The following is a 21,309-nucleotide window of genomic DNA, read 5'->3' on the forward strand; positions in this document are numbered from 1 at the left end:
TTTGGGCTGGGGGTTTGGGCTGGGGGTTTGGGCTGGGGTTTCGGGCTGGGGGTTTGGGCTGGGGGTTTGGGCTGGGAGCGCGAGAAGGTCAGGCCGTGAGCCAGGCGGTGAGGCGTTCCTCGCACTGGTGCAGCTCCGCGATCTCGACGTACTCGTCCTTGGTGTGGGCCAGCTGTGACTCGCCCGGGCCGTAGTTGACCGCCGGCACGCCCAGCTCGGCGAAGCGGGCGACGTCGGTCCAGCCGAACTTCGGCCGCGGCTCGGCCTTCACCGCCGCAACGAAGTCGGCCGCTGCCGGGCGATCCAGCCCTGGCAATGCCCCCGGTGCGCTGTCGCGAAGTTCGACGGCGTGGTCGCCGAACACCTCGCGCACGTGCGCGAACGCCTCGTCCTCCGACCGGTCCGGCGCGAAGCGGTAGTTGACGGTGACCCGGCACTCGTCCGGGATCACGTTGCCCGCGACACCGCCGGTGACGCCGACGGCGTGGAGCCCTTCGCGATAGACGAGATCGTCGATCGGGACCTCGCGCGCCTGGTAGGACGCCAGCCGGGCCAGCACCTCGCCGGCGGCGTGGATCGCGTTCGCGCCCATCCACGCCCGTGCGCTGTGCGCCCGCTTGCCACGCAGGACGATGTCGGCCCGCAGAGTGCCCTGGCACCCGCCCTCGACCTGGGCGCTCGACGGTTCCATGAGGACGGCGAAGTCCGCGGCCAGCACGGCGGGCGAGTGCCGGGCCAGCTGGCCGAGCCCGTTCTTCTCGGCCTCGACCTCCTCGCAGTCGTAGAAGACGTACGTCACGTCGCGGACAGGTTCGGCGACCGCGGCAGCGAGGCGGAGCGCCACCGCCACGCCGCCCTTCATGTCGCACGCCCCGAGCCCGTAGATGCGGGTGCCGACCCGGCGCGACGGCAGGTTGCCCGCCTCCGGCACGGTGTCGAGGTGTCCCGCCACGACCACGCGCTCGGCGCGGCCCTGCTCGGTTCGCGCCACGATGGTGTTGCCGCGCCGCGTCGTCGACAGATGCGACAGGGGCCGCAGCGCAGCCTCGACCCGGTCGGCCAGCGCCCGCTCGTTTCCGCTCACCGACTCGCAGTCGACGAGGGACTCCGTGAGCGAGGCGACGTCCGAGCCGAGATCGAGTTGATCCTGCGAAGGCATGCGGGCAGTCTGCCACCCGGCGCGGCGAGGCGGACTCTGCCGCGTACATCCTCGTCGGTGATGCCATGGTGATGCGTGGTGTGATGACCTCGTGAGCAGAGCCGTGGAGCGGTCCAATCGCCTACTGCTGCGCGCCCGCGACGCGATGGACCGTGCGTACGCAGAGCCCCTCGACGTCCCAGCTCTCGCCCGGATCGCCCACGTCTCCGAGTCGCACTTCATCCGGACATTCCGGGCGACGTTCGGCGAGACGCCACACCGGTACCTCCAGCGGAGGCGGGTGGAGCGGTCGATGTTCCTGCTCCGCGAGAGTGACCGCAGCGTCACCGACATCTGCCTCGAGGTCGGCTTCACGAGCCTCGGCACGTTCAGTAGAACCTTCCGCGACATCGTGGGCGAGTCGCCGTCGGGGTATCGACGGCGCATCGACCGCACCGCGGTCCCCAGCTGTTTCGTGATGTCCTGGACACGACCGAGCGGCCCGATGGAGTTGGCGCCGGCCGTGAAGAGCAGTTTCGGAGAAGCTCCCGCTTCCGCCGCTGACTAGCGTCGTGACCGAACCGTTCCCACGTCCAAACACCCAGGAGAACCACCATGTACAACAACATCAACATCTCGCACGTCTTTGTCCTCGACCAGGACGAGGCGTACGACTTCTACGTCAACAAGCTGGGCCTCGAGGTCGCCGCGGACATGGATCTCGGCGTCATGCGATGGCTGACCGTCCGCGTCCCGGGAGATCCGGACCGCCAGATCCTGCTGGAGAAGCCGGGCCCGCCCTCGATCGACGAGGCTTCGGCGGAGCAGATCCGCGACCTCGTCACCAAGGGGGCGACCGGCTTCACCTTCGGTCTCACGACCGACGACTGCCGCAAGACTTACGAAGTACTGAAATCGCGCGGCGTGGAGTTCACCCAGGAGCCGACCGAGCACTTCTACGGCATCGACTGCGGCGGACGCGACCCGTTCGGCAACCACTTCCGGATCGTCCAGCTTGCGCCGGAACCGATCGAGCCGCCGGCCCAGTCGTGAGCCTGCCGGCCTGGTAGGCCGCAACGCTGTGGGACCGGGTGGATCCCGGTCCCCAGGTGCTCACCCAGCCGCGGCGGCGACCAGCTTGTCGAACAACGCGTTCATATCGTCGTTCACCGTCTGACGCTCGGGGTGTGCGTCGTACCAGTCGACGATCTCCCTGGCACCGGCGGCGAACGGAATGGTCGCCACATAGTCCGGCACGAGGGCCTTGACCTTGGAGTTGTCGAAGATCACCGAGTGCGCCTTGTCGCCCAGCAGCGCACCCTCGAGGTTGGGTTCGGCCGCCACGATCGTGTCCGACGCGACGTGGACGAGGTTCGCCTCGACTCCGGCCGCGGCCGCGAGCGCGTCGTAGATCTCGTTCCACGTCGTGATCTCGTCGGTCGTGATGTGGAAGCTGTCGCCGACGGCCTTCGGGTGGCCGAGCAGGCCGACGAACGCCTTGGCGAAGTCGGTGTGGTGCGTGATCGCCCAGAGTGAGGTGCCGTCGCCGTGCACCACGACGCCCTGGCCCTGACGCATCCGGTGGATGTCGGTCCAGTGCCCCATCGTCGGAATGGCTGTCCGGTCGTAGGTGTGCGAAGGGCGGACGACGGTGGCCGGGAACCCGCGCTCGCGGTACGCCGACATGAGCAGGTCCTCGCAGGCGATCTTGTTGCGGGAGTACTGCCAGTGGGGGTTGCGCAGCGGCGTGGACTCGACGATGGGCAGCCTCCCTGGCGGCGTCTGGTAGGCCGACGCCGAGCTGATGAAGACGTACTGGCCCGTCCGCCCGGAGAACAGGTCGATGTCGCCCTGCACCTGGTCGGGTGTGAAGGCCACGAAGTCGACCACGACGTCGAACTCCCGGTCTCCGAGCGCCGACCGCGCGGACTCGGGGTCACGGATGTCGCCCTGGATCACCTCGGCGCCCTCGGGCACCGCGCGGTGCGTTGTCGTGCCGCGATTGAGGATCGTGAGGTCGATCCCGGTCGCGACGGCTCTGGCGCCGCAGGCGGAGCTGATGATGCCCGTGCCACCGATGAACAAGACCTTGAGCGACGTCATGTGCTGGTTGCTCCCCTGGTGAGAAAGCCGGCAGGCAAACGGTCGGAAACCGCAGTCCGCACGACATCTTGCCACTGCCCGGCGGGTCCGGCGGGCGACGATTCACACCCTGGACGACCCAACCCGGCCGGAAACTTTCGCTCCGGCGCATCCCCGGCCACCGTGGGCGAACTTTGCGGACCCGCGCGCAGGCCGAGCCCGCGCTCTGGCAGGCTGAATGCCATGACCGACACACCTGGTGCCTGGGGCTTCGGAGTCGCCACCTCGACGTACGCCGGCAGGATCCTCGACACCTGGTACCCGACGCCCGCGCTGGGACCACCGGGACCCGAGGACGACCAACCTCCGGCCGAGCTCGTCGCGCTCGAAGGGGACGACGAACTGCGGAGAGTACGCACCACTGTCGTACGTACCGTCCTCGCGTCGCTCGACCACCCGCCGGCCGACGCGCCGGACGCCTACCTGCGACTGCACCTGCTCTCGCACCGGCTGGTCCGCCCGCGCGATGCCAACGTCGAGGGGATCTTCGGTGTCCTCGCCAACGTCGTCTGGACCAGCGAGGGACCTTGTGACGTCGACGCCTTCGAGCAGACCCGCCGGCGGCTGCGGGCGGCTGGCCGGGCGGTGACCGTCTACGGGATCGACAAGTTCCCGCGAATGGTCGACTATGTCGTACCGGCCGGGGTACGCATCGCCGACGCCGACCGGGTACGGCTCGGGGCACACCTCGCCGAGGGCACGACGGTCATGCATGAAGGCTTCGTCAACTTCAACGCCGGCACGCTCGGCTCCTCCATGGTGGAGGGCCGGATCTCGGCCGGCGTGATCGTCGAGGACGGCTCGGACATCGGTGGCGGCGCCTCGATCATGGGCACCCTCTCGGGCGGGAACACCCAGGTCGTCTCGATCGGCAAGCGCTGCCTGGTCGGTGCCAACGCCGGCATCATGATCTCGCTCGGCGACGACTGCGTGGTCGAGGCGGGCTGCTACATCACGGCTGGCTCGAAGATCCGGCTCCCCGACGGCGAGATCGTCAAGGCGCTCGAGCTGTCTGGCATGCCCGGCCTGCTGTTCCGCCGCAACAGCCTCTCCGGCGCCCTGGAGGCACTCCCCCGCGGTGGAACCGGCGTCGAGCTCAACACCGCCCTCCACGCCAACGACTGACTCCGGGACGACTGATGCGCGGGGGCAAGGTTGTCCGAGTCTGCCTCGGACTCGCGGCGGCCGGCGCTGTGGTGGTCATCGGCGCCAAGATCGCGTCGGAGAAGCTGTTCGAGCAGCCGCTCGTCGACGGCTGCTCTGCCCGCGTGTTGGACAGGACCACCCGGCTCAGCATCGAGGAGGCCGAGAACGCCGCCCTGATCTCGGCTCTGTCAGTGCAGCGTGGGATGCCGGCACGGGCCGCGACCATCGCCCTGGCGACGGCGTTCCAGGAGTCCGGCCTACGCAACATCGACTACGGCGATCGCGACTCGGTAGGCCTCTTCCAGCAACGGCCGAGCCAGGGCTGGGGGACGCCCGAGGAGATCCTCGACCCCTACTACGCGACGTCACGCTTCTACACCGCGTTGGCGAAGATCGACGGCTATGACGCGATGGAGATCGCCGACGCGGCGCAACTGGTCCAGAACTCCGCGGACGGTGGCGCCTACGCCCAGCACGAGCCGGGTGCGCGGGCCCTCGCGTCGTCGCTGACCGGCGAGACGCCGGCCGCATTCTTCTGCGAGCTGCGGGAGGCACCCACCACCGCCGACCCGGACGCCCTCCGCAGCGAGTTGGCGAAGGCGTTCGGTAGCAGCCCGGACAGCGCGCGGGCCGGAGACGTCGCCAGCCGGTCCCGCACGACGGCCGACGGGGCCGGTCCAGACGAGGTGCGCACGGATGGTCGGGGTAGGAATCCCGGCGCTGGCGGCGACGGCGCTGGCTCTGGCGGCGACGGCGCTGGCTCTGGCGGCGACGGCCCTGGCTCTGGCGACGACGAGGAAGGAACCGTCGACATCCCCCTCGGTGACACGGCACCGTCGTACGGATGGTCGGTCGCCCAGTGGGCGGTGGCGTACTCCCAGCGGTTCGGGATCGTGTCGGTGTCCTATGGCGAGCGCACCTGGTCGGCTGCGGAATCGACCAAGGGGTGGCGACAGGCCGATCAGTCGGCTCCCGCGGGTCGGATCCGCATCGTGCTCGCCACCGGGTAACAGCCTCGTCCGTGGACTTCCACGTCCCGGAGTCCCAGGCCCTCGCCGGCCCTTCCCCGCGAACCTCGCCGGCCCTTCCCCGCGAACCTCGCCGGCCCTTCCCCGCGAACCTCGCTGCAAATGACCACGCTACCCATGCCTGTGGTTGCCGCCGAGGCACCGACACCTGTCCCGGATTTCGAACGCATGGGCAGCGTGGTCATTTGCCGAGTTTGCCGAAGGTCGGCGGACGCACGACCCCAGGCGGAGCCCAGCACTGCCCGGCCCCCACCCTGCATGCTCAGCGTGGTCATTTGCCGAGTTTGCCGAAGGTCGGCGGACGCGCAACCCCAGCCGAGGCCCAGCGCGTGGATGCTCAGCGCTGGTCGATCGGAACGAACGAGCGCTCGGGCTCGCCGATGTAGACCTGGCGCGGGCGACCGATCTTGGTCGCCGGATCGCTGACCATCTCCCGCCACTGGGCGATCCAGCCGGGCAACCGGCCGATGGCGAACAGCACGGTGAACATCGTGGTCGGAAAGCCCATGGCGCGGTAGATCAGGCCGGTGTAGAAGTCGACATTGGGGTAGAGCTTTCGCTCGACGAAGTAGTCGTCGTGCAACGCGACTTCCTCGAGTTCCTTGGCGATGTCGAGAAGTTGGTCGGACTTGCCGAGCCGAGCGAGCACATCGTCTGCGGTCTTCTTGATGATGGCGGCCCGCGGGTCGTAGTTTTTGTAGACGCGGTGCCCGAATCCCATCAACCGGACGCCGCGTTCCTTGTTCTTCACGCGGTCGACAAAGTGACCGACGTCGCCACCCTCGGCCGCGATGGATTCCAGCATCTCGAGCACAGCGGCGTTCGCGCCGCCGTGCAGAGGGCCGGAAAGTGCATTGATGCCGGCGGAAACCGAGGCGAAAAGATTGGCCTGGCTCGACCCGACCAGTCGGACCGTTGATGTGGAGCAGTTCTGTTCATGGTCGGCATGCAGGATGAACAACAGGTCCAACGCTTCGGCCACCGCAGAGTCCGGGTGGTACGGCTCGGCCGGGAGGCCGAAGGTCATACGGAGGAAGTTCTCGATGTATCCGAGCGAGTTGTCGGGGTACAGAAACGGCTGGCCCATCGTCTTCTTGAAGGCGTACGCAGCGATCGTGGGCAGCTTGGCCATCAACCGGACCGTGGAGATCTCGACCTGCTCCGGGTCAAACGGCGCGAGGCTTTCCTGATAGAACGTCGACAGCGCGTTGACCGCCGACGACAGCACCGGCATCGGATGGGCATCGCGAGGAAATCCGTCGAAGAACCGCTTGAGATCCTCGTCGAGAAGAGTGTGCCGGCGTACTTTGTCGGCGAAATCCTCGTACTGTGCCTGAGTGGGCAGGGTGCCGTAAATCAGGAGGTACGACACTTCGAGAAAGTTGCTCTTCTCCGCAAGCTCGGCAATGGGATATCCCCGGTAACGCAGAACGCCGGCGTCACCGTCGATGTAGGTGATCGCCGACGTACACGCACCGGTGTTGACATAGCCCGGATCGAGCGTCACGTGACCGGTGGTTCGCAGGAGCGAGGAGATGTCGATTCCGGACGAACCCTCGGTCGCTTTGACCACGGGCAACTCCACCTGGTCGTCGCCGTGCCCCAGCGTGAAATGTACGTCGCTCACCCTCGTCCTCCGTCCAGCCCATGTTGCGGGTTTCGGCAATTCGTCAAAGGCATCGAAGGTCACGCCGGATCTCGCGTGGCCTCCAACCGAGTCGCGGCAGCGGCGACCCGTTCGTCCGTCGCGGTGAACGCTACCCGGACATGCCGGACACCCGCGGCACCATAGAAGTCACCTGGTGTTACCAGGATGCCTCTGTCCGCACACCAACGCACGGTGTCCCAGCAGGGTTCGTCGCGGGTGGCCCAGAGGTACAGCGAGCCCTCGGAGTGGTCGATCCGGAACCTCGCTCCCTCGAACGCCCGGCGGAGGACCTCCCGTCGCGCCGCGTAGCGCTCCCGCTGGGCGTCGACATGGGCGTCGTCGTCCAGGGCCGCGACCATCGCCTGTTGAACAGGGCGCGGGACCATCATCCCGGCGTGCTTGCGTACGCCGAGAAGCCGATCGATGAGCACGGGATCGCCGACGACGAAGCCGGCCCGGTAGCCCGCGAGGTTGGACCTCTTGGACAGTGACTGGACGGCGAGCAGACCCTGGTGGCTGCCGCCGCACACGTCCGGGTGCAGGACCGAGACCGGTCGGGCGTCCCAGCCGAACTCGAGGTAGCACTCGTCGGACACCACGGTGACACCGCGTTCGCGCGCCCAGGCGACGACCTTCGCGAGGTGCTCGACCGGCAGGATCCGGCCCGTCGGGTTGGACGGTGAGTTCAACCACACGAGGGCAGGCGTCTCCGGCCCCAGCGCCATGGTCGAGTCCGCCGGTACGACGGTGCAGCCGGCGAGCTGTCCGCCGACGGCGTACGTCGGATAGGCCGTCTCCGGCACCACCACGACGTCGCCCACGCCGAGTCCGAGGGTGCTCGGCAGCCAGGCGACGAACTCCTTCGAGCCGATCGTCGGAAGGACGGCGGCAGCTTCGAGCCCGGTGATCCCGAAGCGCCGGTCGAGGTAGCCGACCGCGGCCTCCCGCAGTGCAGGGATGCCGTATGTCGTGGGGTACCCGGGGGCGTCGGCGGCGGCGCAGAGTGCCTCGCGGACGACCTCCGGGGTGGGGTCGACCGGGGTCCCGACCGACAGGTCGACGATCCCGTCCGGATGGGCGGCCGCGCGTTGCTTGTCAGGGTCCAGTCTGTCCCAGGGAAAGTCCGGCAGCGGGCCTCGCACGATGTTCCTCTCGCCTCAGCCTTCGGTGATCATGTCGGTGATCATGTGCACGACCATGACCGCCGACCTGGCCGTGATCATGTCGATGATCATGAACGTCTCGCGGTGTTGTGCGTCCGTTCGGCTTCATGATCACCGACATGATCACGAGGAGATGGCCTCGGTCACTCCTCGGTGATCTGCGGTGGCAGAGCCGCGATGAGCGGGTGGTCCTTCTCGATGACCCCGGTCTTGGCGGCACCCCCCGGCGAGCCGAGGTCGTCGAAGAAGTCGACGTTCGCGGCGTAGTAGTCCTTCCACTGGTCCGGAACGTCGTCCTCGTAGAAGATCGCCTCCACGGGACAGACCGGCTCGCACGCACCGCAGTCGACACATTCGTCGGGGTGGATGTAGAGCATGCGCGAGCCCTCGTAGATGCAGTCGACGGGGCACTCGTCCACACAGGCCCTGTCCTTGAGGTCCACACACGGCTGCGCGATGACGTAGGTCACCGGTTCCTCCTCGTCTCGAGCTGACCCTCCTAGTATCGCCAGGACGGTTCAACACCCGGGTCGAAGGGGTCCATTCCATGGCACTGTCGCCGGCTGACATCGGTCGGCGCGTCGTCGTACGCCGGCGGCTGGCGGCTGAGAGCGCGGCGAGCGGGCGGCCGATCTACGGCGACGTCCTCGGCGTCCTGGAGTCCTGGACGAATGGGATAATCCTCATCCGACGCTCGACTGGCGAGCTGATCGAGATCGCTGACGAGGATGTGGTCGCGGGCAAACCGGTCCCACCCGCCCCTCCGCGGCGTGCGAGGCGACAGCCGGGGCCCGACGCGTGATTCCCGTCACTCAGCCAGAAAGCGGGACGTCCCTGGCCCTGGTGTCCGCACACGGCTGGCCGGCACTGGTCACCGAACGCCTCGGTGGGTGGCTGCTCCAGGCCGCTGACGGGTTCACCGGGCGTGCCAACTCGGTCGTACCGCATGGTGATCCGGGGCTGCCGCTCGAAGATGCACTGGCGTTCGTCGAGAGGTTCTACGCCCGAGCCGGCCTCCCCGCCCGGATCCAGGTGGCGGTCGGCTCCGGCATGGAAGAGGCGCTCCGCGGCCGTGGCTGGGCCGTCGTGACAAGCGGCAAGGAGGCGTACGCGACCTCGGAAGTGCAGGTCGCCCGGCTCGACGAGATGATGGCGCGACTCTCCGACATCTCAGCCGCCGACAGCTCGGCCGCCGACGTCGAACTCGGAAGGACCCTCGACGAGAGTTGGCTCGGGTTGTACGGCAGGACGACCACGCTCGAGGCCGCGCGGCACGTGCTGGCGAGCCCGGAGAACGTCGCCCTCGCCCGGGTCGCGCGACCGCCCGATGCCGTGACCGCTGACCGCCGGCCGGAGCTGGCCGGCATCGGTCGCGGTGTTGTCACCGGTCCCTGGCTCGGAGTGGCGGCCGTGGAGGTCTCGCCGCCGTGTCGCCGGCGCGGGATGGCCCGAGCCATCATGGCGCGCATCGGCCGCTGGGGTCGCGACCTGGGCGCGAGCTGGGTCTATCTCCAGGTCGGTTCGTCCAACACGGCCGCCAAGGCGTTGTACGAACGACTCGGCTTCGGCGTCGACCACCACTACCGCTACTACTCACCTATGGACGGCTGATGGCGGGCCCGCGCACCACCGCCAGCTGAGGACCCTCCTCGGCCGAGGACCTCCTTGGCGGCTCAGTCCTGGGTTTCGTCTGTCGCGGTCGCCGGCGGATCGGGCGCGGCCTCCGGCGGTGGTGTCTCCTCGGGCTCGGGCCCACAGATGATCTCGTCCTCGGCGTTGTACTTCACGTGGTCGCGTTCGGACGCGACCAGCTCGTCGCCGCGGTAGATCCACCGGCGTACGTCGACCTCGAACCCGTCGACCCCGGTCTCCTGCGGGACGCAGCCCGGCTTGGGGTCGTGGATCACTTTGCCCTTCTTGATGTTGTACCGGTCGGACGTCTCGGACTTCACCGTCCAGTACTTCGTGCTCCACAGCCGCACCGTCACGCCGCCGTAGCTGCTGGGACTGCTGAGGTTGCGCCAGGCCTGGACGTAGACGCCGTAGGGCGTGTTGTTGCGCCACTTGAGGTCGAGCGAGCCCCAGTAGACCGTCGCCTCACGGCCGACCGGGTAACGGCTGATGTAGAAGCCGTGCGGGCGGTGCTCGACATCCTCCATGCCGGCGAAGAACGCCGCGTTGTATGTCGTGGTCGCCACCTGGGAGACGCCGCCCCCGAGTTCCTCACGGAGCCGGCCGCCCTTGATGACGAGGCCCTTGGCGAATCCGTTGGCTTCGGTGCGTTCACCGACGATGCCGTTGAGGCTGAAGGTCTCACCAGGCTTGATCAACGTGCCGTTGATCAGCTCGGCCGCGCGGCCGATGTTGATGTTGCGGTAGTCGGCGTGCGGGTACTGCGTCGAGAACTCGCCGACGACCTCCTTCACGCCAAGCTTCTCCGCCATCGCCGTGGTGAGCTTCGGTTGCGCCGTCACGGTCTCGACCCGCGCCAGGCGCTGGTCGGCCGACTTCGGCAACGCACGCACCACGGCAGCCGCGAGCTTGTCCGGCGGAACCGTGTGGCCGATCTTGCCCGGTCGGATCGTCGGCTGGCCGCCGGAGATCACGATCGTGGCGTCCTTGGGCTTGACCTGAACCTCAGTGAGTTTGCCGCCGAGCGCTTTGGTGAGCGCCTTGCCGTCCAGCTTGGGCGTCAGCTTCCCACCCTCACCGGGGACCATCTGCAGCGACGTCCCGATCTCCGCCGGTGTCGCCTCGAACGACTCGTCGCCGACCTGCACGGTCACCGGAGCGGCCATCGCGGGGTTGGCGAAGTCGCGCATCGCCCGCTTGACCTCGCCCGCGCTCACCCTCGGCGTGACGTCGGCGGTCTGCAGCTCGATCGGTCCGGAGGTGAGGAGGAACTCCCGCTGGAGCGTGTCGGACGCCCTTGACTGGTCGAGCTCATGGCCGGACGCTGGTTCGCTGGCCTTCGGCGTACCTCCGGCGAACGTGATGCGGCCTTCCTTCGCCGGCGTGTCGACCTTGCGCGCGAGGGCCGCCATGGACTTGTCGAGGCGTTCGTGGTCGACGGCCAGGACGGGCGCGGCCTCCTCACCGCCGACGAGTGCGTCCACAACCCGGACCGGGTTGAACGTCCTGGCGAGGTAGGCCGCGTCGGCCGTCGCGGAGACGTCGAGGGCGAGCCCGAGGTCGGCGGGTTTCAGGGAGTACGACTTGCCCGCGGCGGTGACCTTGATCGGCTGGTCTGCCCGAGGGACGAGCTGGTCGCGCAACCTGGCCTCGGCGGCGGCACGGGTGAGCCCACCGAGCGGGACACCGGCGATGGTCGTGCCTCGGGGTACCCGGTCACCAAGGCTGAAGACCATCACGGTGTAGACCCCGAGGACCACGATCAGGACGCCGCCGACGGCGAGCGCGATGATCCGGCCCCTGCGCCGTTCAGGCGGAGGTGGCAAGGCAAATGCCTGTCCCGTTCCCCCCGGCTCGTACACGGTGCCTCCGCTTCCATCGCTCGCGATGCCGCCGCCCAGATCGAGGACACAGACTAGGCGCCGACGCTGACAGTCCGCCAAGAGTAAAGGGTTCGGCAAGGAGCGAGCCCTATCGGTGTCGGGCTGATATGGATCCGCAACCGCTGACGCTACCCGTTCATGCCGCAGTGCTTACGGACAGCTTCGGTCAGGCCGGAGGGTTTCCGCTGGTTGCGGCGTACAAGCCAGCCTGCGGTGTATGTCCAGGATGTCACTCGGGGACCGCTGGCTCCGTGACGGTGCGGTAGCCGCCCGCGAAGTAGACGAGCGGAGCCGGTGACGGCGACCGACCACCCCAGGCCGCCGGGTCGGCGGGAAGATCGGCCAGGCCGTTGACCGGCTCGGCCGCGACGACCTCGCCCACGACGATGGAGTGGTCCCCGCCGTCATGGACCGCCCACGTACGGCACTCCAGCGTGGCGATCGCGTCGGCGAGCAACGCGGCCCCGGTGATGCCGCGTCGGATGGCGATGCCCGCGAGCTGGCCGTCAAGCGCACGCCCACGCATGGCAAGCCAGGTGGCCACGTCGTGTGCATCGGCCGGGAGCACGGAGACAGCCCACCGGCCGCTCGCGAGCACCGCCTCGTGGAATCGCGCCACCCGCTCCACACAGACGAGGACCAGCGGGGGCCGCAGCGAGACCGACGTGAACGCGCTCGCGGTCATCGCATGGTCGACCCCGTCGACCTGGGTGGTCACGATGGTCACGCCGCTGGCGAACCGTGCGAGCGCGCGGCGGTAGGTCACGTCATCGACCGGTTGCCAGGTCGCGGACGAGGATGCGTCGAGGGCATCCGCACAGTCGGGCGATGCCGAGTCCTGCAGCGGCCCTGGTTCACCGAGTCCTTCGAGCACGTCCATCGACCATACCCGTCGTACGGGACTCCTCGTGGTGGTCACGCGCCCGCCCCACGTTCCACGCCGCGGCCACCACACCGAGGCAGATGTATCCGAGACCGAAACCGTCGGCGGCGAACACGATGTCGCCTTCCGGACGCGGCCACAACCCGATGACGACCGGTACGCCCCAGCCGAGCGCCGCCGCGGTCGCGCCGGCGAGTCCGCGCAACTTCCGGGCCTGCCAGAACAGCAGGGTCGCCGCGGCGATCGCGAGCACCAGACCGTAAGGGAGCGGCACACCGAGCACGCGGGCGTCCATCCGGGAGACCACGGCCCCGCAGACGCCGGTGAGGGCACCGAGGACGCCGAGCCCGACCGTCCCGAGCGAGCGTACGTAGTCGGACACGACGGCGGGGCTACGACCTGTGTGCGTGCGTCCGGCGGGTCATGCCACCCCGGCGAACAGATCGGTCTCCGCGCCGGTTTCGGGGTCGACCTGACCTGGGGTGCCGCGGACCAGGCGGTAGCACTCGAGGCCCCAGATCTGGTTGCCGAGGTTGTTGGACAGGGCGAAGAACGGGCCGTCGACCGCGATCTGCGTGGCGTGGGCGCGCATCGCTGCCATCTTCTGCTCGACGTACGCCGTGCCGTCGATGCGTGCGCTGATCAGATCGTCCGAAACGAACGACGGCGGCAACTCCCCTTCGGGGTCCATGCCCTCGAACGACGTCGCGTCGCCACTCGCCCGGAGCCGGCGCAGACCCTCGCGGAACAACGACTCCGGCATCGCCGTCCAGTAGACCTTCGGCACGTCCCACGCCTCGCCGAGGTCGGGGCGGTAGGACGGCGCACCGGCGAGCGCGTGGGCGTAGGTCGCGACCCGGTGCGCCTGGATGTGGTCGGGGTGTCCGTAGCCACCGAACTGGTCGTAGGTCACCAGCACCTGCGGGCGTACCTCACGGATGATCGGCACCAGGTGGTCGGCGGCCTCACGCAGGTCTGCCCGCCAGAAGCAGTCGGGGCGTTCGTTGGCGGGAGTGCCGACCATGCCGGAGTCGCGGTAGCGGCCAGCGCCACCGAGCCAGCGGTAGTCGGTGACGCCGAGGGCGCCCATGGCGTCGGCCATCTCCTTCTCGCGGTGTTCGCCCAGGCCGTCGTCCTGGTCGGCGGCGAGATGGGCAAGCTCGGGGACGAGGACCTCGCCCTCCTCCCCGCGGGTGCAGGTGACGAGGGTGACCCGGGCGTCTTCAGCGACGTATCTGGCCATCGTCGCGCCGTTCCCGATCGTCTCGTCGTCGGGATGGGCGTGGACGAGCAGCACTCTGCGATCAGCAGCCATGAGCCAACCCTACGGACTCCCACCCACAGGTCTCAGCGGGACAGGCCACATCGGGGGCGGACGGCGGCATCGGGACAGGCGGCATCGCCGCGGGCATGCCAGGATCGTCTCCCGTGAGCAGATCCCACCCGGACACCGGGCAGCAGCCCCCCGCCGAAGTCTCGTACCCGCGCCTGTCCGCGCGCACGCTGCGGTTCACGCTGGGCGCACCGCGTACGTTCTCGCTCGCCCCTGACGGCAGTCGGGTCGTCTTCCTCCGCGCCCCTTCGGGGACGGACCGTGGCACCGAGCTGTGGAGCTACGACGTCGCCGACCGCACCGAACGTCGGATCGCCGACCCGACGGCGTTGCTCAGCGCGGACGCCGAGAACCTCTCCCCCGCCGAGCGTGCCCGGCGGGAACGCACCCGGGAGGCCGCGGGAGGCATCGTCGGCTACGCCTGCGACGCCGAGCACCGCGTCGCGGCGTTCGCGCTGTCGTCGCGGCTGTTCCTTGCCGACCTGGCTAGCGGCAAGGTGCGGGAGCTTCCGGCGGAAGGGCCGGTGGTCGACCCTCGGCCGGACCCTGCCGGGAGACGTGTCGCATACGCCGCCAACCGTGGTCTGCGGCTGGTCGATCTCGACGGCGACCACGACCGTGCGCTCGTACCCGCCGAGCCGAGCGACACGGTGGCGTGGGGCGTCGCGGAGTTCATCGCCGCCGAGGAGATGAACCGCACCCGTGGTTTCTGGTGGGCACCGGACGGCTCCGCGCTGCTGGTCGAGAGGTACGACGAGGCGCCGGTACCGGTCTGGCACATCGCCAACCCCGCCCGTCCCGACCAGGCGCCGAACCCGGTCCGCTACCCGGCGGCGGGTACGCAGAACGCCGAGGTCACCCTGTGGCTGGTCGACCTCGACGGGGCCCGGCAGGAGGTGGCATGGGACCGCGCGGCGTTCCCGTACCTCGCCGACGTCAGCTGGACGTCGTACGGTGGATCGCTCCTGCATGTCCTCACTCGCGACCAGCGGACGGCGCACGTGCTCGCCGTCGACCTGGCCAGCGGGGCGACCTCGCTCGTCCGCGAGGCCACCGATCCGGCGTGGATCGACCTCATCCCCGGGACACCCGCCTGGCTGCCCGACGGCCGCCTGGTCACCACGGTGGACGACGGGGACACCAGGCGGTTGGCCTACGACGGCATTCCGGTGACGCCGGAAGGTCTGCAGGTGGGTGCCGTTCTCGACATCGGTGAGGACGGCGTCCTGGTGTCGGCGACGTCCGAACCGATGGAGCAGCATGTCGCGTGGGTCGGCCTCGACGGGCGGGTCACCACGCTCACGACCGACCCTGGCGTGCACACGGGACGGACCGCCGGCGGCCTCACGCTGGTGGCCTCACAGGGTCTGGACCACGACGGCGTCCTCGTGCGGGTCCTCCGTGGCGACGAGGAGGTCGGCGGCAAGAAGAACGGCGGCGAGGAGGTCGGCCGGATCGGTTCGCGGCAGGAACGACCGCCGTTCGCCCCGGCGGTCACGCTCCTCGCGTTGGGGCCACGGCAGCTGCGGACCGCCGTCCTGTTTCCCCGCGACCACGTACCCGGGTCGGCGCGCCTGCCGCTGCTGCTCGACCCGTACGGCGGGCCACATGCGCTCCGGGTCAGGTCTGCCCGCGCGGCGTTCCTCGCCAGCCAGTGGCTCGCCGACCAGGGGTTCTGCGTCGTCGTGGCCGACGGGCGGGGCACCCCCGGACGCGGGCCCGCGTGGGAACGCCTTGTGCTGAACGACTTCGCCAGCACCCTCGACGACCAGGTGGAGGTCGTCTCGGAGGTGGCGAAGCGCTATCCGTCCGACGTCGATCCCGGGCGGGTCGCGATCCGGGGATGGTCGTACGGCGGCTACCTGTCGGCGCTCGCGGTGATCGCGCGGCCGGACGTCTTCCACGCGGGGGTCGCGGGTGCGCCGGTGACGGAGTGGCGGTTGTACGACACCTGTTACACGGAGCGCTATCTGGGCCACCCTGACGAGCAGCCGGAGGTGTACGACCGCAACGGCCTCCTCGACGCGGCGGCGTCCCTGCGTCGGCCCCTGCTGCTGATCCACGGGCTCGCCGACGACAACGTCGTCGCGGCGCACACGCTGCGGCTGTCGTCGGCGTTGCTCGCGGCGGGACGCCCGCACACCGTGCTGCCGTTGACGGGCGTCACGCACATGACGCCGCAGGAGGTCGTGGCCGAGAACCTCCTGCTGCTCGAGCTCGCGTTCCTGCGCGACGCCCTCGCCAACGTGGGACAGACCGCTGGGCCTGTCGCCGTGTAGCGGCGCCGGAGATACTCGCCTGGCTGACCGGGCCGGTGGACACCGGGCAAGGCGTCAATGCCCTGCACGGCGGGGTTCGCCTGGCTGACCATGTTATCCACCTGCCGGAGCAGGGCTCCAACGCCGCCCACGGGCTCGAACGCGGGTCAGGGCGAGAGCGCCGGGGCGACCGCGCGCGGGGCGAGGTCGAACGCAGGTCAGGGCGAGGGCGGGGCCGGAGACGGCGTCGATGTCCCCGGCGTCGATGTCCCCGGTGCCGTCGGGAGCCTCCGCCCCGAGGCGATGGCGTTCTGATCGTACGCCTCGCGCACCAGGGAGAAGTACTCGTCGCCCCGCACCGCCACGAACTCCTCGCCCAGCTGGTCCATGATCCATGCCACGTCACTCGGCGTCTGGTCCCACGCCGCGACCGCCACCGCGATGAACAGCGGCTTCGACCCGTCGAAAGCCTCGGCGTTGACCCGGATCCGCCGTAGCACCTCGGCCCGGTCGGTGTGAGCGATCTGGTTCGACACCGGCAGCCGACCGTCGGCCATGATCGTCGTCTCGCTCCGCTCGGCCCACATTGCGAAGACGATGCCGTCGAGCCCCAGTTGGTCGGCGTACGCATTGGCCGACGCCTCCTCCAGCACCGGGATGTCGTCGAGGGCGTAGATCATGTGGAGACCGAGCGCGTCGAAGTACGCCTTGTTCTGCCCGAGGAACTCCGGCAGGTGGTCCTGCGGCCAGAACGACGGGTAGAAGTAGCCCGCCCCTGACGGCCCGGCGACGAGCAGGTCGTTCGGTGTCGCCGTACGCAGGTAATGGCTCACGATCAGCGGCGCCACGTCGACGAGCAGGGGGCTCACCGACCAGTTCATCGGCACACTGCCGCGGCCTGCGTCGTCCCACAGCACGCGCATCCGGTGTTGGCAGTACTGCACGTTGTCGCCTTCGGCGAAGGTGAATGTCAGGTAGACCTTGTTCTCCAGCGCCGGCGCGTCCGCCGCGACCTGCGGCTCCACCGGCGCGCGGAACCCGCCGTGGACGGTGGAGTTCTCCAGGAAGTCCGCGGCGAGGACGTACACACCCTCGGCCGATGCCAGCTTCACGCCGGCGAACTCCCCGCTGAACCAGCCGAGGTACGGCGTCCCCCGTTCGCAGGAGGAGAAGATCCGGCTCATCAGCTCGGCCTCCTCCGGGCTGTCGTTGGAGCCGAGCCAGAACGGCATGGCCTTCAGTGCGACGGCATAGTCGCGCAGCTGCTGCGACGCCGGGATGCGGTCGTCGGAGGACACAGCCGGCGCCGTCTTGGATGCCGACACGAGGAACTGGTTGAACATGTCCAGGGCGACCGAGATGGTCTGCGCGCCGGCCGGGACGGTGAGTTCGTAGATGAAGTACGTGGTGCCGTCCGCGAACCGGTGCGAGTCCCCGTCGTCGGTCTGCGGCTTGAACCCCGCACCGCCGCGGTCGAAGAGGGACGCCCGCTCGGTCTCGTCACCGGCGACGAAGTTCGCGACCGGCTCGCCGTCGGCGGTCAGGGTCAGCTCGTGGAGCGCGCCACCCCATCCGTCGGACGGTTGCGAGTCCTGGAACCGCAGATAGAGCTTGTCGCCCCCGGCGAAGGCGCTGAGGTCGAACTCGTACACCAGCCGGTTGGAGCCGTCGCGGATCGGGCGGTCCTCCCGAGCGACCTCGGCGAAGTCGTTCCAGTTGTCCGGCGGGATCGGCGCGGACTGGCCAGGATTGATGCCGAGCACGACGCGGTGGGAGGTCTGCGGCCAGAGATTGTCGAACTGCCAGGCCGTCGCCTCGATATTGGACGAGAACCGCCCGCGCAGGTCGTCGACAACGCGCATCTCGAACGGTTCGGCGGCGAGTTTCTCCGCGAGTTCCGGGCTCGCGATCACGGCGTCTTTCAGACCGGCGAGCGTGGTCGCGACATTGATGCTCTCGACGACCGCCGGATCATATATGACGACGCCCTTTGCCCGGTCGAGATGTTTCCTGATGACTTTCCACGGATCGGTGAACTCGCGGTATGGCACCTTCGAGTCATCGAGCCAGGTCTTGCGCCCTTCGCCTGCCTCGCCTTTGATGATGTAGATCTCTGGCCGTTTCCGGTTGACCAGACCCTGCAACGTGGTGACGAGAAGCTGGACGTCGGTGGGGGTGTCGCCGGCCATGAAGAGCGCGTCAAGGCGTTCGGGCCCCGCGAACGTGGGAAGTTCCTGCCCGGCCGGCCAGGAGATTCCTTCGGATCCGGCCGCCCACGCGGTGCCGCGCGGAGACAGAACACCTCCGGCTACGGCGAGAACCGGGACCGTACCGAGCAATCCTCGGCGTGATATTCGCGGGACAGATGCAGTCATCTAAAGAACTCCTCGAAGTGGAGCCGCCACATGTCGGGTGGATTCACGATTGCTGCCCCGCGACCAACCAGAAGTGGGGTCGTGGGCGCGGCATGTATGGAAGTGTTCAGGAGGTCATGCGCCGGGAACGTACTGTGCGGCGATCACGGCGACAAGCACCCTTGTCCGCTTCCCGCCAGTCCGGCAGGGCGTGTACACCACCACCACGACACCACGCGTTGTGCCGGTATGACGTGCCAGCACGATGTGCAAGGACAGGATCCCGACTGGTCGAACTCGGCTCAGGACTCGCGGGCGAGCGCGCGGTCGACCTGCGGGAGGCGTTCGGTCAGCCGCGCCCGTGCGGTCTCGACCCTCGTCACCACACCGGCCGCGAGCAACCGTCGCATCCCGGCGTCGCCGCGGGCCGCACCCGCCTGGATCCGGTCGATCGACGTCCCCAGGCGGACGGGTACGGCCGCGAGCAGTTCGTACGGATCGATCCCGCCGTACGCCTCGGCGAGTACCCGCAGCCGCCGGGCCGCCTCGACCGCCGCGAGCTCGGCGTTCAGGGGCACGAGGTTCCACGCCGCGAAGGCGAGATCGTCGATCGCCCGCCCAGGCCCGGCGACATCCCAGTCGAGGACACCGGCGAGCTCCACCCGTCCGGTCGTGACGTCCCGCTCGACGACGATGTTCGCCGGCGCGATGTCGTTGTGACACACCACCCGGTCCGGCGCCAGCTCCTCAGCGTCGCCACCCGCCAGCCGCCACCGCGGATCGGCGGGCCGGAACGACAGCGCGGCCTCGTGGTAGCGGCGCAACCACCTACCCACCGCGCCGATCACGTCGTCGCCGCGTGCCCATCCGGGAACACTGCCGTCGCCACCCGCGACCGTCTCCCCCGGGATGTACGACAGCTCCTCGCGGCCGCGCGCGTCGACGCCCAACGGGCGAGGTACGCAGGGAACGCCATGTGCCCGCAGGTGATCGAGCAGCTCCGCGATGGTCGGGGTCCACGGCCCTGCGGGCCGGCGTACGGTCGGCCCGATCCGCACGGCACCGCCGACCCCGCCGCCCGGCAGCGGTTCGCCGTCCAGCAGGCGCTCTCGCAGCGCGTCGACCAGTGGCCGGTCGGCATCGAGCCAGGTTACGTCGTCGAGTTCCTCGGGCATCAGCCAGCGGATCGCGTCGTGGTCGGCCCCGGCCACGGGCTCGGATGACCCGGCGGCGAGGCGGACGACGTGGCCGCGCAGGACCCAGCCGGACTCCAGGGTGACCGCGGGCTCCATGCGTTCGATCACATCGATCTCCGCGCCGAGCTCCTCGCGGCACTCGCGCACGAGGGCGGCCGCGTCGGTTTCACCCGGCTCGACCTTGCCGCCAGGGAGCTCCCAGGCGCCGGCCAACCGCGCGGGGGTACGCCGCCGCGCGGCGAGCAGGCAGCCCGTACGCACGACCGCCGCCGCGACAACCACCTGGTGCGAGGTATCCGCCATCCCGTCCATCATGTCCGACGCCCGCTTCGCGCCGGAACGAGTGCCCCATGCCCAAGCCGGAGACCTCCGGCCGGCAGGTTCCGGTGATCATGAAACCGCCTCCACGCCGGCGCCGTCGGGTCGGGTGTCGCGCGACAGTGTGTCCGATGCCACATGTGATGCGGACTGCAGGTTCCACCGTTCGGGGCCGAGAAGGTGCACGATGCGTTGCGGAGGCTGACCGGGAGTACGCCGGCACGAGCCCAGCGCGATGATCTTCACCGATCACCCACGGGCGGCGGCCGGCAGGCCATGCGGCAGACTCCAGACCCGAAGGTCGCGGCCGTCCGGCCACGAGATTGGCCGGCCGAGGACACCTGGAGAGGAAGGGGCGAGATGGCCACGGGAGTGCTGGGGCCCGAACGCGCACGCATCACGGAGCGGACGCTCCGCCGTGACAAGTGGTGGTGGGGCCCGCTGACCACCGGTGCCGTCCTGCTCTTCTTCATCGTCTACGCGACGGCGCGGATCTTCATGAACAAGTACTACTGGGCCGGCGAGGAGCACTACCTCACGCCGATCTACTCGCCGTGCATCAGCTCGGCGTGTGTGCCAGGGTCGAGCCACTTCGGGACTCCGCTGCCAGCAATGCCGCCGTTCATCCCGATCGCGGTCATCACCTTCGTGATCCTCGCGGGCTTCCGGGGCACCTGCTACTACTACCGCAAGGCTGGTTACCGTTCACTCTTCTTCGCCCCGGCGGCGTGCGCGGTTCCCGAACCACACAAGAAGTACACCGGTGAGTCGCGGTTCCCGCTGATCCTGCTCAACCTCCACCGCTACTTCTTCTACGGCGCGCTCGTCTTCGGCCTGATCAACGTCTACGACGCCGTGCTCGCACTCAACGGCAAGGACGGTGGGATCGGCATCGGCCTCGGCACCCTCATCATCTGGGTCAACCTCGCGATGCTGTGGGCCTACACGTTGTCCTGCCACGCGTGCCGCCACATCGTCGGAGGGCGGTTGCGAAGCTTCTCCAAGCATCCGTGGCGCTACCGCTACTGGACCTTCGTGTCCAAGCTCAACACCCGGCACGGCCAGTACGCGATGATCTCGCTCGTCACGGTCATCGGCACCGACGCGTACATCATGGCCGTGTCGGCGGGCTGGATCACCGACTTCCGCTTCTACAACTGAACGCCTCGCCAAGACCTGAGGGACCA

The 21,309-nt window shown here is 69.1% G+C and carries 19 protein-coding genes; 8 read left to right on the forward strand and 11 right to left on the reverse strand.

What is annotated here, in order from left to right:
• Window positions 1-88 precede the first annotated feature (88 nt).
• On the reverse strand, window positions 89-1,159 hold the full coding sequence (dapE, locus tag ABNF93_RS21240; protein ID WP_349329875.1) for a succinyl-diaminopimelate desuccinylase: 1,071 nt from the start codon (window positions 1,157-1,159) through the stop codon (window positions 89-91).
• 91 nt (window positions 1,160-1,250) lie between these two features.
• Between dapE and ABNF93_RS21245 the strand changes: the two genes are divergently transcribed.
• Window positions 1,251-1,706, forward strand: coding sequence for a helix-turn-helix domain-containing protein (locus ABNF93_RS21245; protein WP_349329876.1), 456 nt, complete (start codon window positions 1,251-1,253; stop codon window positions 1,704-1,706).
• Window positions 1,707-1,753: 47 nt separating this feature from the next.
• A complete protein-coding gene (locus tag ABNF93_RS21250) occupies window positions 1,754-2,191 on the forward strand; it encodes a VOC family protein (RefSeq protein WP_349329877.1) in 438 nt (145 codons plus the stop codon).
• 60 nt (window positions 2,192-2,251) lie between these two features.
• On the opposite strand, the gene ABNF93_RS21255 is transcribed toward ABNF93_RS21250, so the two are convergent.
• Window positions 2,252-3,241, reverse strand: coding sequence for an SDR family oxidoreductase (locus tag ABNF93_RS21255; protein WP_349329878.1), 990 nt, complete (start codon window positions 3,239-3,241; stop codon window positions 2,252-2,254).
• A gap of 222 nt (window positions 3,242-3,463) precedes the next feature.
• On the opposite strand from ABNF93_RS21255, the gene dapD reads away from it, so the two are divergent.
• Together dapD and ABNF93_RS21265 are read left to right on the forward strand one after the other, a co-directional pair.
• Window positions 3,464-4,405 carry a 2,3,4,5-tetrahydropyridine-2,6-dicarboxylate N-succinyltransferase gene (dapD, locus tag ABNF93_RS21260; RefSeq protein WP_349329879.1) on the forward strand — a complete coding sequence of 314 codons (942 nt, stop codon included), beginning with the start codon at window positions 3,464-3,466 and terminating at the stop codon, window positions 4,403-4,405.
• 14 nt (window positions 4,406-4,419) lie between these two features.
• Entirely contained in the window at window positions 4,420-5,436 is a 1,017-nt protein-coding gene (locus tag ABNF93_RS21265; RefSeq protein ID WP_349329880.1) for a VldE C-terminal domain-containing protein, read from the forward strand.
• A 355-nt stretch (window positions 5,437-5,791) separates the two neighbouring features.
• Here the strand turns inward: ABNF93_RS21265 and ABNF93_RS21270 are convergent, their stop codons facing one another.
• From ABNF93_RS21270 to fdxA, 3 genes are all read right to left on the reverse strand, one after another.
• Entirely contained in the window at window positions 5,792-7,081 is a 1,290-nt protein-coding gene (locus ABNF93_RS21270; protein ID WP_502877598.1) for a citrate synthase, read from the reverse strand.
• 59 nt (window positions 7,082-7,140) lie between these two features.
• A complete protein-coding gene (dapC, locus tag ABNF93_RS21275) occupies window positions 7,141-8,244 on the reverse strand; it encodes a succinyldiaminopimelate transaminase (RefSeq protein WP_349329881.1) in 1,104 nt (367 codons plus the stop codon).
• 164 nt (window positions 8,245-8,408) lie between these two features.
• Window positions 8,409-8,735: a ferredoxin gene (fdxA, locus tag ABNF93_RS21280; RefSeq protein ID WP_349329882.1), complete on the reverse strand. Its 327-nt coding sequence runs from the start codon at window positions 8,733-8,735 to the stop codon at window positions 8,409-8,411.
• Between the two features lie 77 nt (window positions 8,736-8,812).
• Between fdxA and ABNF93_RS21285 the strand changes: the two genes are divergently transcribed.
• Window positions 8,813-9,067, forward strand: a complete 255-nt coding sequence (locus ABNF93_RS21285; protein ID WP_349329883.1) for a putative acetyltransferase — start codon at window positions 8,813-8,815, stop codon at window positions 9,065-9,067.
• 41 nt (window positions 9,068-9,108) lie between these two features.
• On the forward strand, window positions 9,109-9,876 hold the full coding sequence (locus tag ABNF93_RS21290) for a GNAT family N-acetyltransferase (RefSeq protein WP_349329884.1): 768 nt from the start codon (window positions 9,109-9,111) through the stop codon (window positions 9,874-9,876).
• 62 nt (window positions 9,877-9,938) lie between these two features.
• Here the strand turns inward: ABNF93_RS21290 and ABNF93_RS21295 are convergent, their stop codons facing one another.
• The 4 genes from ABNF93_RS21295 to mshB all read right to left on the reverse strand — a co-directional run bounded on the left by ABNF93_RS21295 (window position 9,939) and on the right by mshB (window position 13,978).
• Window positions 9,939-11,723 (reverse strand): VanW family protein, encoded by a 1,785-nt coding sequence (locus ABNF93_RS21295; RefSeq protein WP_349329885.1) that lies wholly within the window; start codon window positions 11,721-11,723, stop codon window positions 9,939-9,941.
• A gap of 286 nt (window positions 11,724-12,009) precedes the next feature.
• A complete protein-coding gene (locus tag ABNF93_RS21300; protein ID WP_502877599.1) occupies window positions 12,010-12,660 on the reverse strand; it encodes a flavin reductase family protein in 651 nt (216 codons plus the stop codon).
• Window positions 12,635-13,045, reverse strand: coding sequence for a DUF6113 family protein (locus ABNF93_RS21305; protein WP_349329886.1), 411 nt, complete (start codon window positions 13,043-13,045; stop codon window positions 12,635-12,637). Before ABNF93_RS21305 ends, ABNF93_RS21300 begins: the two co-directional genes overlap by 26 nt.
• Before the next feature lie 39 nt (window positions 13,046-13,084).
• On the reverse strand, window positions 13,085-13,978 hold the full coding sequence (mshB, locus tag ABNF93_RS21310; protein ID WP_349329887.1) for an N-acetyl-1-D-myo-inositol-2-amino-2-deoxy-alpha-D-glucopyranoside deacetylase: 894 nt from the start codon (window positions 13,976-13,978) through the stop codon (window positions 13,085-13,087).
• Window positions 13,979-14,091: 113 nt separating this feature from the next.
• Between mshB and ABNF93_RS21315 the strand changes: the two genes are divergently transcribed.
• Window positions 14,092-16,275 (forward strand): S9 family peptidase, encoded by a 2,184-nt coding sequence (locus ABNF93_RS21315; RefSeq protein ID WP_349329888.1) that lies wholly within the window; start codon window positions 14,092-14,094, stop codon window positions 16,273-16,275.
• 197 nt (window positions 16,276-16,472) lie between these two features.
• On the opposite strand, the gene ABNF93_RS21320 is transcribed toward ABNF93_RS21315, so the two are convergent.
• Window positions 16,473-18,629 (reverse strand): GxGYxYP domain-containing protein, encoded by a 2,157-nt coding sequence (locus tag ABNF93_RS21320; protein ID WP_349329889.1) that lies wholly within the window; start codon window positions 18,627-18,629, stop codon window positions 16,473-16,475.
• Between the two features lie 281 nt (window positions 18,630-18,910).
• The gene (locus ABNF93_RS21325; protein WP_349329890.1) at window positions 18,911-20,107 is read right to left on the reverse strand and encodes an NUDIX domain-containing protein; all 1,197 of its coding nucleotides are present in this window, start codon (window positions 20,105-20,107) and stop codon (window positions 18,911-18,913) included.
• Window positions 20,108-20,482: 375 nt separating this feature from the next.
• Here ABNF93_RS21325 and sdhC point away from each other — a divergent pair, with 375 nt between their 5' ends.
• Entirely contained in the window at window positions 20,483-21,283 is an 801-nt protein-coding gene (gene sdhC, locus ABNF93_RS21330; RefSeq protein WP_349329891.1) for a succinate dehydrogenase subunit SdhC, read from the forward strand.
• Window positions 21,284-21,309: the final 26 nt, after the last annotated feature.

The sequence above is a fragment of the Actinopolymorpha sp. B9G3 genome (assembly GCF_040120725.1).
Lineage (GTDB): Bacteria > Actinomycetota > Actinomycetes > Propionibacteriales > Actinopolymorphaceae > Thermasporomyces.